The 12985-nt window shown below is 55.6% G+C and carries 8 protein-coding genes; 4 read left to right on the top strand and 4 right to left on the bottom strand.

Annotated elements, in window-relative coordinates:
* Positions 1–136 precede the first annotated feature (136 nt).
* Positions 137–1480: an aminotransferase-like domain-containing protein gene (locus EDM57_RS21945; protein WP_122906809.1), complete on the top strand. Its 1344-nt coding sequence runs from the start codon at positions 137–139 to the stop codon at positions 1478–1480.
* A 112-nt stretch (positions 1481–1592) separates the two neighbouring features.
* The gene (locus tag EDM57_RS21950) at positions 1593–2192 is read left to right on the top strand and encodes a YqaA family protein (protein ID WP_122906810.1); all 600 of its coding nucleotides are present in this window, start codon (positions 1593–1595) and stop codon (positions 2190–2192) included.
* 162 nt (positions 2193–2354) lie between these two features.
* Here the strand turns inward: EDM57_RS21950 and EDM57_RS21955 are convergent, their stop codons facing one another.
* Positions 2355–4493 carry an ATP-dependent Clp protease ATP-binding subunit gene (locus tag EDM57_RS21955; RefSeq protein ID WP_122906811.1) on the bottom strand — a complete coding sequence of 713 codons (2139 nt, stop codon included), beginning with the start codon at positions 4491–4493 and terminating at the stop codon, positions 2355–2357.
* Positions 4494–4752: 259 nt separating this feature from the next.
* On the opposite strand from EDM57_RS21955, the gene EDM57_RS21960 reads away from it, so the two are divergent.
* Positions 4753–5304, top strand: a complete 552-nt coding sequence (locus EDM57_RS21960; protein WP_122906812.1) for a PadR family transcriptional regulator — start codon at positions 4753–4755, stop codon at positions 5302–5304.
* Positions 5305–5398: 94 nt separating this feature from the next.
* Here the strand turns inward: EDM57_RS21960 and rbsK are convergent, their stop codons facing one another.
* Both rbsK and EDM57_RS21970 read right to left on the bottom strand, forming a co-directional pair.
* Complete coding sequence (gene rbsK / locus EDM57_RS21965; protein WP_122906813.1) at positions 5399–6301, bottom strand: ribokinase; 903 nt, start codon at positions 6299–6301, stop codon at positions 5399–5401.
* A 203-nt stretch (positions 6302–6504) separates the two neighbouring features.
* Positions 6505–7185 (bottom strand): immunity protein Imm33 domain-containing protein, encoded by a 681-nt coding sequence (locus tag EDM57_RS21970; protein ID WP_122906814.1) that lies wholly within the window; start codon positions 7183–7185, stop codon positions 6505–6507.
* Here EDM57_RS21970 and EDM57_RS23030 point away from each other — a divergent pair.
* Positions 7178–7465 (top strand): hypothetical protein, encoded by a 288-nt coding sequence (locus EDM57_RS23030; protein WP_148039133.1) that lies wholly within the window; start codon positions 7178–7180, stop codon positions 7463–7465. The two genes, EDM57_RS21970 and EDM57_RS23030, sit on opposite strands and share 8 nt — an antisense overlap.
* Here EDM57_RS23030 and EDM57_RS21975 read toward each other — a convergent pair.
* On the bottom strand, positions 7457–12976 hold the full coding sequence (locus EDM57_RS21975; RefSeq protein WP_122906815.1) for a non-ribosomal peptide synthetase: 5520 nt from the start codon (positions 12974–12976) through the stop codon (positions 7457–7459). The genes EDM57_RS23030 and EDM57_RS21975 overlap by 9 nt on opposite strands.
* Positions 12977–12985 lie beyond the last annotated feature (9 nt).

A 12985-nucleotide genomic window follows, 5' to 3' on the forward strand; every position in this document is an offset into this window, starting at 1 on the left:
ATTACAGGAATGGCTCCTCTATCGTTGCATATGCAACTGTTATCTTTGGTTTCATAGTAATGCGGTGCCAATCGTGCTACAATGCAAAAAAAGCCGATCTGTACCGATACAAAATTCACCGCCGGGTAGGGATTTTATGCACAAATACTTGCAGTTGCAAAATGAACTGGAGGCGCTGATCGCAAACCTCCGGGACGGAGACAAGCTGCCCTCCATCCGCAAGCTGTCTGACCGGTATCAATTCAGCAAAAGCACTGTCATTTCTGCTTTGAACGAATTGGAAAAGCGCCATCTCATCTACTCGGTAGACCGCAGCGGCTTCTACGTCGTGAAAAAAGAGCGGGAAGCCACGCAAAAGGATTCAGACATCATCGACTTTGCTACCTCTGCCCCTGATCCGGACGTGTTTCCCTATCTCGACTTCCAGCACTGTATCAATAAAGCGATTGAGACGTACCGCAACGATTTGTTTTTGTACGGCACTCCCAAAGGCTTGCCGACGCTGATTCCCGTAATCGCCAAGCACCTCGCGGATTACCAGGTGTTTGCCAAGCCCGCGAACCTGTTCATCACCGCCGGCGTTCAACAGGCACTGTCCATCCTGTGTACGATCCCGTTTCCGAACGGTCGGGAAACCGTGCTGATCGAGCAGCCGAGCTATCACCTGCTTATCAAATATATGCAGTTGCACAAGCTTCCGGTAAAAGGCATCCGGCGAACGGCGCAAGGAATTGATCTGGACCAGCTGGAGCAAATCTTTCGGACCGAAAAAATCAAATTTTTTTACACGATGCCGCGCTTCCACAACCCGCTTGGAACGACGTACAGCCGCAAGGAAAAACAGCAGATTGTCGAGCTGGCGCAGCAATACGACGTTTACGTTGTGGAAGACGACCATATGGCGGATCTGGAGCATGACAGCAAGGCAGACCCGCTGTTCGCCTACGACCGCTTCGGCCGCACGATTTATTTGAAAAGCTATTCCAAAATAATTTTTCCCGGCTTGCGCCTGGGCGCTGCTGTCGTTCCCGATGCGCTCTGCGAGACATTTCTTGCGTACAAGGGCCTCCACGACATCGACAGTTCCATGCTCTCCCAGGCCGCGTTGGAAATTTATTTAAAAAGTGGAATGTTTGAGCGGCATCGGCAAAAAATACGCCAATCGTACCAGCAAAGGTCGAAACTGCTGACTGACGCTCTGGTCACGCATGCCTCGCGCCCGGACGCTTTGTTTACGTTTCAACCGTTACCGTATCCGGGGATTCACACGCATCTTGTCATCGATCAGCGGATTCCTGTTTCCCGTCTCATCCAGCAGGCAAAAAAGCGTTCGATCCTGCTGGAAGCGATAGACCAGCATTATCTTCCTGATTTTCCTAAAGAAAACATATTGAAGCTAAACGTATCCAACGTTAAAGAAGAAGTGCTGGAAAAAGGAATTCATCAGTTGATGGCGATATTGCATGCGATGCGGTTATAATGAAGAAAGGCAAAAAATCCGACGTGAGCTTCACTGGCGGTTTGCAACATGACTCTACCCATTTTTTCGCTTACGGCAGGCGGATTTTGAGAGATGGATAAAGGAGAATGAAATGGTTCAGAACGTTTTAGATTTTTTGATGGAATACGGCATTTGGGGAGTCGTCATCCATTCTTTTGCAGACGCCATCATCTTCCCCATTCCCGTGTTCTTTCTGCAAGTATCACTTAGCCTGATCGATCCATCCTCTGCTTTATGGATTGCTACGGCAGGATATATCGCCTGTCTGCTTGGAACACCAGTCGGCTACTATCTCGGCAGGTTCCTGGGCCACTCCGTCTTGTACAAACTGCTCAAAAAAGAGTGGATTGATTCGGCGACAGAGCTGTTCCAAAAACGAGGGGAAGTCGCCATTTTTGTCGGCTCGTTTACGCCGATTCCGTTTAAAGTGTTTACGATTTTGTCCGGCTGCCTGAACTATCCGCTCTGGAAGCTGATTGGCTACGCAGCCATCGGGAGGGCTGTCAAATTTTACGTCGTCGGCTTCCTGTTCTATTTTTACGGGCGGATGGCGGAAAACATGGTCGGTCACGTCTCCCTGTATGTGTTTTTGCTCATGATTCCGATTCTTTTGATCGGACTTCTGGTGCGAAAAATCCGGGCCAAAAGGCAGATGCTGCATACAGTAAACAAGCAAACGGGCAATGAGTAAACCTTGCGCAAGCGAAAGGGGCTGTCCGGAAAAGGGCAGTTTCACAAGCAGAAACATGGCTCTATCAACGTTTTTGACAGACAAAAGGGGCGTCTCGAAGTCGAGTTTTCGACGTTTGAGACAGCCCCTTCTCATGTTTTGGACCTGCGATCCTGCGGGTCCTTATGCTTTTTTCACGCGGATGTCGCCGTCCTCGACATCGACCACGATAGCGCGCACATCCGCTTCCTCCATCACCAGATCGGCGATGCCGTCCTCTACATACTGCGAAATGACACGGCGCAGCGGACGCGCCCCGAATGCGGGATTGTAGCCCAGCTCAGCCAGCTTTTCCTTGGCTGCTTCTGTGACGGCAAGCTCCATGCCTTGCTCTTGCAGATTCGCCACCACATCTTGCAGCAGCAGCTCGACAATTTTGACCAAATCTTGTTTTTCCAGATGAGCAAAGGAAATGATCGAGTCGAAGCGGTTCAAAAATTCCGGCTTGAAGTACGCGCCAAGCGAGTCGAGCACAGTGCCAGGCTTAGGCGACTCTGCTCCGAAGCCGACGGAGATTTTGCGCTCGGTCGCACCCGCGTTGCTCGTCGCGATGATGACGGTTTCCTTGAAGTTCACGGTGCGGCCCTGGCTGTCGGTCAAGCGACCGTCCTCCAAAATTTGCAGGAACATGTGCATGACGTCGGGATGCGCTTTTTCAATCTCATCCAGCAAAATGATGCTGTACGGGTTGCGGCGCACGCGCTCGGTCAACTGCCCTGCTTCCTCGTGGCCCACATAGCCTGGAGGCGAACCGATCAGCTTGGAGACGGAATGCTTCTCCATGTACTCGCTCATGTCGAGACGAATCATCGAGTCGCGGGTGCCAAACAGTTCCTCGGCGAGCGCCTTGGACAGCTCGGTTTTCCCTACGCCAGTCGGCCCGACGAACAGGAAAGAAGCAATCGGTCTGTTTTTCGGCTTCAATCCGGCGCGGCTGCGGCGAATCGCCTTGGCAACCTGTGTGACCGCCTCTGACTGGCCGATCACTTTGGCTTCGAGACGTGCCGCCAGGTTTTTCATCCGCTCTTGTTCGTCGCTTTGCAGCTTGCGGACCGGAATGCCTGTCTTTTGCTCGATCATCTCCTGAATGTCTGCCACTTCGACCTGCGCGCGACGGCCCGCTCCATCCAGCTGATCGAGCTTGGCGAGAATTTCGGCTTCCTCGTCGCGCAGACGGGCCGCTTGCTCGTAGTTTTCCTGTTCAGTCGCAGCTTTTTTCTCCTGGTTGATTTGTGCGAGCCGCTCATGCAGCTGGGCGGTGTCCGCCCCGGACGAACGCAGGTTCAGGCGCGAGCCCGCTTCATCCATCAGGTCAATCGCCTTGTCCGGCAGGAAACGGTCCTGAATGTAGCGGTGCGAGTATTCCACGCAAGCGCGGATTACGTCGTCGGAGTAGGATACCTGGTGGAACGCCTCGTACTTCGGACGCAGCCCCTGCAAAATCTCGATAGCCGCTTCCACTGTCGGCTCTTTGACCATGACAGGCTGCAGGCGGCGCTCCAGTGCAGCGTCTTTTTCAATGATGCGGTACTCTTTCAATGTGGTTGCCCCGATCAACTGCAACTCGCCGCGGGCCAGGGCAGGCTTGAGAATGTTGCCTGCATCCATGGAGCCTTCTGCGGAGCCGGCGCCTACCAGCAGGTGAATCTCATCGACGAACAAAATGACGTTTTTACGCGCTTGCAGTTCGGCGATGACTTGCTTCATTTTTTCCTCGAACTGCCCGCGAATTCCTGTGCCCGCTACCAGCGAAGCGACATCCAGCACGTACACCTGCTTGTTTTTCAGCTTGGCGGGCACTTGCCCTTCGGTAATGCGCAGCGCCAGTCCTTCCGCAATCGCCGTCTTCCCTACTCCCGGCTCCCCGATCAGAACCGGGTTGTTTTTGTTGCGGCGGTTCAAGATCTCGATGACGCGCTCGATTTCCTGGTCGCGCCCGATCACCGGATCGATCAGCCCGGCGCGCGCCGCATCGTTCAAATTGCGGCCCAGCTCGTCGAGAATGCCGCCGCGGTCCGGTGCCTGCGGCTCTTGCGCTTTCGGCTTGCCGCCCTTCGCTTGCGCCTGGGCGAAGCCTTGCAGGAACTCGTCCAGACCGGAGAACGAGGAAAATGGCGTGAAGCCCATGTTCATGCCGATCCCGAACTTGCTGCCCAGCTTGGCGTGGCACTCCTTGCAGAGTTGGTAGGCTTGCCGGTTGTTTTGCACTTGTATATGAACAGAAACAGTTGCTTGACGTTGTTTGCAGATTTCGCATTGCATGTTTTCATACCCCCAAAATGTTTATTTTGGAATGTAGACGTGCACGTTTTGATTCCTGGAAGGTTCCATTGTTGTTTGACCTTCTCTGACCTTCGATGACTTTATTATAGTTTGACCTTCTTTGACTTTCAAGTGGGTTTGCTTGGATTTTGCACATACGTTTGGGAAAAGCTATGCAGGACGCAGGTTCGCTATTGCCTCGCCGAAGAACCCTCCCTATAATGATCTTGATATTCGTAAAAGTCAGGGGGCTTCTCACTTGAACACACTCGCGTATGGACTCCTGGGGCTGGTCGCCCGCACACCCAGCTCTGGCTATGATCTGATGCTCAAGCTGCAACCATTTTGGCAGGCCAAACACAGCCAGATTTACCCGTTGCTGGCCAAGCTGGAACAGGAGGGCTATCTGGAGTTCACTCGCATCCACCAGACAGATCGTCCGGACAAAAAAGTGTATTCGATTACGGAAAAAGGACAGATCGCGCTGCAAGTCTGGCTCAGTGAACCGGCAGCGGAGCCTGTCGTCCGGGACGAACTGGTGCTGAAAACGTACTGCCTTGGTCTTGCAGATAGAAAAGCGGCTGCAGCCTTGTTTGTCGAACGCATCCAGCAATGCCGCGAGAATTTGGACATGTACGAGCACTACATCCAGGAATACAGGGCAGATGCTGTCGACCATGCCCATCCTCCCGATCACCCGGATCATCCGTCGTTTGGCGATTACCTTTTGCTCTCGTGGGGAGCGCGGCGCATGAGAGAGGACATCGCCTGGTGCGAGTGGGTTCTGGAGCTGCTCAAAAAGGGCGAATAACGAGCAACCAAAAGCAAAAAAGCAAACGAGTCTTTGGAACCGTTTTCCAAAAACCGTTTGCTTTTTCGTTTGGCCTGCCTGGATCTACAGCAGCCTAAAACGTATGTGCCTCTACTTCCGCAAGCGTCGGCAGGGACGGCTGCGCCCCGCGTCTGGTCACGACAATCGCCGCTACTTTGCTGGCAAATGCCGCCGCTTCCGCTTCCGCCATCCCCTTTGCGATCCCGACAGCAAAGGCTGCCGTAAACGAATCGCCAGCCGCCGTCGTGTCCACTGGCTCCACCCGGCAGGCAGGCACGTGTGTAGCGCCTTCTGCCGTCACGAGCAGAGCGCCTTTTTCACCCAGCGTCACGATAACCCGCTTCGGCCCGTTTGCCAAGAGCTTTTTCGCCGCCGTCTCCGCTTCTGAAAGCGTTGCAGTCGGCATGCCGCTCAAGCTCGCAAGCTCTGTCTCGTTTGGCGTCAACGTGTGGACGTGTTGCAGCAGCTCGGGCGAGAGCGCCTGCGCCGGAGCCGGATTCAAAATGACCAGCTTGCCCAGTCCGGATGCCTTTTTCACAACGTATTCCACTACGGGAAGCGGAATTTCCAGTTGCAGCAGCACGACGTCGCTCTTTTCGAGGATGGACAGGTTCTCTTCGATGTGCTCTACGCTCATTTGCGCATTGGCTCCCGGGACGAGCACAATGTTGTTTTCCCCGTCATCGCTCACATTAATAAAAGCCATTCCCGTCGTCCCCGAGCGCTTGATTCCTTCCACGTGAACGTGCGCCTCTGTCAGGCTGTTCAGCAGCTTGCTGCCGTACTCGTCCTCGCCGACCATCCCGATCATGGAAACGTGCGCGCCCAGACGCGCAGCGGCAACCGCCTGATTGGCCCCTTTGCCGCCTGGGATCAGCCGGAAGTCATGGCTGGAAATCGTTTCTCCTGCCTTGGGCAAATGGTGGACGTGAGAGACGAGATCCATGTTGAGGCTGCCTACTACTGTGATTTTCACAACGTGCTGTCTCCTCCCTGTTTCATTTGTCAGTGTCTTTTTTTCCAGATTTGTTTTTTGTCAATTTGTTGTTGGGCAAACATTCACTCGTTAAACTGTACTGGCCTGTCTCTTCGTACTCGCTTTTTCCCACCCATGATACCATCACCATGTGCTGCCTTCAACAAAGGCCCCAGATCGCTTATCAGCGTTTTCAGCAGCTCCTATTCACCTGAGCGCTGCTCGTGCAACGTCGGCCAGACGTTCTCATCATGCTCGTCCAGCACCGCTTCAATCTGGTCGCCTCTGAACACAGCGATGTAGCCGCGCGGCAGTGCCAGCGCCTGCAAAAGAGACGGACGGTGCTTTAGCAGTTGGAAAATGTAGTACGATTCCAGCCCGTCGCTGTCCACCTCGCCCCGCACAGGCCCGAGATACCAGCCGGAGTCGCCTGCTTCCCTTTGTTCGGCGCGCTGCAAATAGACATGTTCCTCTTCAAGTGCCCCTTTGGCCACCACGATCTTGTCCTGGAACAGCGCAGCTTCTCCTGTCAGTTGCAACGTTTGCAGGCAGTGGTTTTGCGCCATCTGGATATAGAGCGACACGGATAGGTCGCGGTTTGTTTCTGTAAACGGATTCGTGTCATAGTCCGGTGCGACAATTTCCATCTGGCCTTCGTGCCCTTCGCGTTCCTTTACAATCAAAATCGTCCAGCCTACTTGGATTTTCGCACCGTTTCGCAGTGGCCCGTTCTCATGCTCCACATCCGCAAACAGATCGAGCAAAAAGTCGGCCTGCTCCGCCAGAAACTCCCGGCAAGTCACGACGAAGATTTTGTTGCTGATTTGCTTGGTACGTTGACAGAGGGGAAACTGCCCTTGTGGTGGGGAGGTGCTGTTGCTCATCGGTAACATCCTTTCTTATACGCCGATTGGGCTTGCAAATACGCTCGATTTGGCTGGCAAAATCGTTGCTGGGGCCAAATACGTTAGACTCGTTGGTAATAGGGTACATGGATGCCAAGACAATGCAGCTTTTTCCCCAGAGAGCGAAGCATGGGAAATACTACCCGGTATCGTCTGCCCTGCCGTAAAAAAAGAAGAGGGATGCGCTCCCTCTTACGTCATCCCTCTCCATACACATTCGCGTTTTCCCATTACGGTAATGGCCATCTTTTTATTTTGACTTAAACGGCGCTGCCAGCAGTTGCGCCAGCTTGCTCACATTAGGCTCGATCATGCAACTGAAGTGGTTTCCTTCGATTGTCGTCACTTCCAGCTCGCCCAGGCACACATCCTGCCAGAACGCAAGAGTCGTATCATCGGTGCGCGGCAGGAACAAAAACGGCTCGGTCGCCAAAAGGAAGCGGATGTCGCCCATGTACGGCAGCGGCGTATAACGAGCGGCCTTGAAGCTTTGGCGGAACACCTGGCACAAGCCTTCCGCCATCTCGATCGGCATTTGCTCCCCGGTTGCCTTGGCTTTGGCGTTGACATACGCCGCGAAGCGCTCCCGCTTGCTGACAGCTGCCATGTTGCGGAACAGCTCTCCGACTCGATCCAGCCCCGCGTCTCCGCCAATGGTTACAGCAGCTCCTTGCGGAATGCACGCCCCATGCTTTTCGACGAGCTGCATGACGCCGCGCGCCAAATCTTTTTCATCGACCTCACCGAAGCCCGCCTGTGCAAGCGTAATGTTCAAATTCGGCACAAACAGCGTTTCAACGAGCACATCGTCGTCCACCTCGGTGAAAATCGGCGGAATGTCGATCAGGGCGAGGTCCACGATGTGAATGCCGCGCTCCATCAGTCGTCTGGCGACCTCCACGGCAATCAGTCCACCCAGTGAATACCCGATCAACTGCACTTCCCTGTGACCACCTGCCATCAGGCACTCAGCGTAGTCATCCGCTACAGTCTCGATCAGCTCGGACGGCTCCAGGGAGCAGTATTTTTCCATATCAGCAATGGCTACACCTACGATGCTGCCCACTTTCTGGGCTTGCAAGCGGGCAAGCAGAGGCCGGAAGATGTCCATTGTACCCAAGACGGCGTGGAACACGACGCGGAGCGGGCCCTCCTGAGCGCTGCCGTACGGAATCAGCACGGCATTGCTTGCGCCATCCTGCTTGCCAGGCCATGTCGTCGCTTCGCTCTCGCTCTTTGTAACTTGTCTGCGCGAGCGGATGAAGTCAGCCAACTCGGCGATAGTCGGGTAGTTCAGCATTTGCCGCAGCAGGGCATCAAATGGAATTGCTTCGAGTTCCGGATCTTCTGCCAGCTTGTCGCGCAGCTTTCCTGCCACCTGCGCCATGATGAGCGAGTCGGCCCCATGTTCGTAAAAGCTTTGCAATTTGCCGATAGCCACGAGACCGAGCGCCTCCGCCCACATCTGGGCAAGCTGTGCTTCCAGCGGGTCCAGCTCTTCTTCGACCACAGCTGCCGTCACCTGTGTCCCATTTGCTGCAGGACGCCATTGTGCCAGGGTGCGCCGATCTATTTTGCCATTTCCGGTCAGCGGAAGCGCATCGACTACCTGCAAATGCTGAGGCAGCATGTACGCAGGAACCAATCCGGCCAAAAATTCTTCCAGCTCTGCCGCTTCCACTGCCAGGCGATCTTGCTTCATCCGTTTGGCAAACAGATGGAACCCGAGCGCGGTCAGCTTGTCGTCCTCTTGCGGCAGCAGCAATAGCGGTTCATTTTCTTCTTCCTGAAGCTGACGCAGCCAATCGTGGCGATCCAGATAAGACGTCTCCAGACGCAACTCGTCTCCTGGCTCCATCATCATGAACGCCTGCGAGGCCAAAATCCACAGATGCTCAATCGTCGGCTCGGTGAAGACGAACCAGCCCCCCGGACGAATCAGCTCCCGCAACCTGCGCATGCTCGCCGGGATGTCGCGGGCATTTTCCAGTACCCCGGCTGCCAGCACGACATCGAAGCTGTTCGGCGCAAAGCCTTGGGCACGGTAGTCCTGGTCGACGTCAAAGACGCCGAAGCTTACGTGCGAATATTGGGCAAAGCGCTGTTTGGCTCCCGGAATGAAGAACGGAGCCACATCGGTAAAGACGTATTCAATCTGGTGGCCTTCGAGCGCCTTGAGGACGTGTCCTGTCGTCGCTCCGGTTCCGGCACCGACCTCCAAAATGCGCAGCGGCTTGTTTCCATGCTTTTCGGCGATTCGCTGCAGGAGCAGGCACATGCATTTGTTCAGATAGTTCGCCATAATATGCTCGATATACAGCGTATGGACATGGTCGAATTTGCCTTCCGGGAACAGAAGCGCTACCGGATCTTCCTGGCCGCCGAGCAGTTCTGGCAGCTTTTCGGCGTTTTTGCGGACGTATGCCGTAAAGCCTGATGTCCCCAGCATGTTCGTCCAAATCGTCTCGGCTTCTGTCCAGTAATTGCGGACTAGCTCGTCGTCTGCGACAAGCCCGCTTTCGTACTGCCCATTCGCCTGCTTGAGCAGCATCCCCGCTTCGGCGAGCTTCGCCACCCAGCGTCGCGCCAGCCAGTGGTATTTTGGCAGGATGCTATCTGCTTGCAGCAAATCTTCCAGCGAATGCGCCTTTCCTTTTGCGAAAAATCCAAGCGTTTGCAGCGCGCGCAGCATTGAATGGAGCACGGCCCGATCAAGGCTGGCCATCGCTTCTTCGATTTGCCGGGCGCTAATGTGTGAGGCAATCTCCCCGGCTGTCTCGCCGATACCGTTTGTCAGTTGTGCAAATTCAGCTGCTTCAGCTGTGCGGTTACGTTCTTTTTTACGGGCCAACTCCGCGATCCCGAGCAAAACTGGCTCATCGCTCGACCCGTCCAGTACGACGCCTGCTGCGGCTACTGCCGGATGCTTGAGCAGCGCTGATTCGATTTCCCCCAGTTCGATGCGGTGTCCGCGAACTTTGACCTGATTGTCTTCGCGGCCCAAAAACTCGATCTCACCACCCGGCGTGTATCGGCCCAAATCTCCGGTGCGATAAAGTCGCTGTCCATCTGTCGGATGCAGGAAAAAGCGCTCGGCAGACAGCTTTTCATCGCCCACGTACCCTTGAGCCAGACCGTGTCCGGTAATGTACAGCTCGCCCGTTACCCACACGGGGCAATCACGCATTTGCGAGTCGAGTACCCGGAAGCCCTGGTTGGCAAGCGGACGTCCGTACGGAATGCTGCACCAGTTTGGCATAAGTCCTTTGTATAGATGGTAAATGGACCAAATTGCCGCTTCCGTGGCCCCACCCATGCTGACCGTCTGGGCAAACGGCAGACGTTTTGTCATCTGATCGGGCAGCGTCAAAGGAATCCAGTCGCCCGAGAGCAGCGCCAGACGCAAGCTGGACAAGCATACCTCTGGAATACCGTCCAAATAGGTGACGAGCATCTGCATCATCGCCGGAACCGAATCCCATACCGTAATCTCGTGGGTAAGCACCAGCTCGACCCAATGGGATGGGTCTGTCTGTCGGTCGACCTGCGGGAGAACGAGCGCTCCGCCAACCGCCAGCGGACCGAAAATGTCGTAGACGGACAAGTCAAAGCTGAGCTGGGCAAGCCCAAGCACCTTGTCGTTTTCATTGATGGCAAAGCGACGGTTGATGTCGGCAATCGTGTTGGCAGCGGCGCGGTGGCTAACGACAACACCTTTTGGCTGTCCAGTAGAACCGGACGTATAGATGATGTAGGCTGGCAAGTCGGGATTTTGGTCAGGCAAAATTAACGGCGTCTGCTGCGGCACGACCTGATCGACAGCCACGATCTGCACTCCCTCTGGCCACTCGGCTGCCACTGTCGACAAGCTCAACACATAGCGGATGTCTGCCTGCTCCACCATCGCCAGCCTCCTCGGAAGCGGCTGCTTGGGATCAATCGGCACGTAAACCGCCCCGGCAAACAGCGTACCCAGCACTGCCGTGACCTGATGGGCGCATTTTTCCATCGCGATTGCCACGCGATCCTGCTCGCGGCATCCGAGCTGCTTCAGCTCTCCGGCCACTGCCGCAGCTCGTTTCACCAGCTCCGCATACGTGAGCTGACCCTCGCTGTCGATCACAGCCGGACGATCCGGCGTCGCCATTGCTTGCGCCACGATTGGCTGATGCAGGCAGTAGTCAGGCAAAGGCGCTTTGGTGTCATTGATTTGCTCGCGCTCCTTCTGCTGCCAGAGCGGCAGGGCAATCTCGCTGCCTTCTGTCCACACCTGCTCGTCGTCTACCAGAGCGTGCAGCAAATCCGAAAAGGCCGCAAACATATCGTCGACCACTTTTTCAGGGAAGACGCCCTCGCGCACATCCCAGTTGACCTGCAAGCCTTCCGCGCTGTCCATCGCCTGGCAATCGATAAACACTTGCGGCGTCTGGCTGATGCCGTGTCCGGAGATTTTTCCGGAAAGGCGTCCGCCTTCGGTCGGCTGAACCAGCCCGATCGCACTGGTAAACACAATCGGCATCAAAGCAGCTTCGCGCCCGCGCCTGCGCGCCATCTCGCGCATGACCTCGACACCGGAATAAAGCCGATGGTCCAAATCTTCGAACAACTGCTTCTGGATTGCCTTGGCCCGGCCCTGGAAGGATCGCTCGGCCCCCCAGTCTACCGCCAGCAAATTGACGGAGGTAAAGTCACCGACGATATCATGCACACGCTCATGCAGCGGCTGGCGATTCAACAGGGTCAAGTTCAGGCAAAACGCGCTGTTTCGGCTCCAGCGCTCGATCACGGCGGCAAAAGCGGTCATGACCGCAGCCGTTGGCGTCAGCCCGCGCTTCTGCGCCCGTTGCTTGAACAGCTCCCACTCTGCCGGATTTAAGCGGATGAACTGTCGACGGAACCGTGCTGGCCCACTGTCGGCTTCTGTCCGGGCAAGCGGCAGATCTGGTGCTTGCGGCAAATCGTCGATTCGCGACTGCCAATAGGCCTTGTCGCGGGAATAAGCAGCCGTCTCGCGCAAGCTGCGTTCGGCCAGCACGTAATCGCGGAACGTAATCGGCAGCTTCGGCAGCTCTTTGTTCGGCTCTTTGTAGAGCGCCTCAAATTCACCCAGAAGCAGCCAAATGCTCGCCCAGTCCGCGATCAGAAACTCCATGGAGACGTGCAGCACAGCACGGTCTGCTGTCTTGGTCACGGCAATCCCGAACAGCGGCCATTGGGCCGTATCGTACATGCGGTGGCCCATGTCCTCGCGAATGGTTTCCAGCACAGCCTCGGCTTTTGCCGCACCCAGTTCGCTCGTGTCCGTGTAGGGCACTGCAAGCCGCGGCACGGTTTCCATAACGCGCTGCTGTCCGTCGGAATCAATCGTCGCCCGCAGCATGTCGTGACGGGCAATCAACTGATTCCACGCTTCCTCTGTCCGTACCGGGTCCAGCTCAGGGTAGTCCAGCTCCAGGTATATGTGGCATGCCACACCGCCGTAGCCAAACAGTTCATAGCGTCCCAGCAGGTAAGCGGACTGCACATCTGTCAGCGGAAAAGGAGCAAAGCGGGCGTCCGGGTCGGGCACGACCACGACAGGCTGCGCCTCTTGGCGCAAAAGAGCCACGATCTCTGCCTTTTGCTCGCGCAGCGACTGCAAATCTTCAGGAGCCAGACTGCCTTTTGGCGCTTTATATCGCAGGTTTCCCCCTTCTTCCCACAAGGAAACACCTTCCTGGCGAAGCCGAGTCAAAAGCTCGATGCTACTGATCTTGAGGTTTTGGGACATATGCATACA

It is taken from the genome of Brevibacillus gelatini (assembly GCF_003710935.1).
In the GTDB taxonomy this organism is placed as follows: domain Bacteria; phylum Bacillota; class Bacilli; order Brevibacillales; family Brevibacillaceae; genus Brevibacillus; species Brevibacillus gelatini.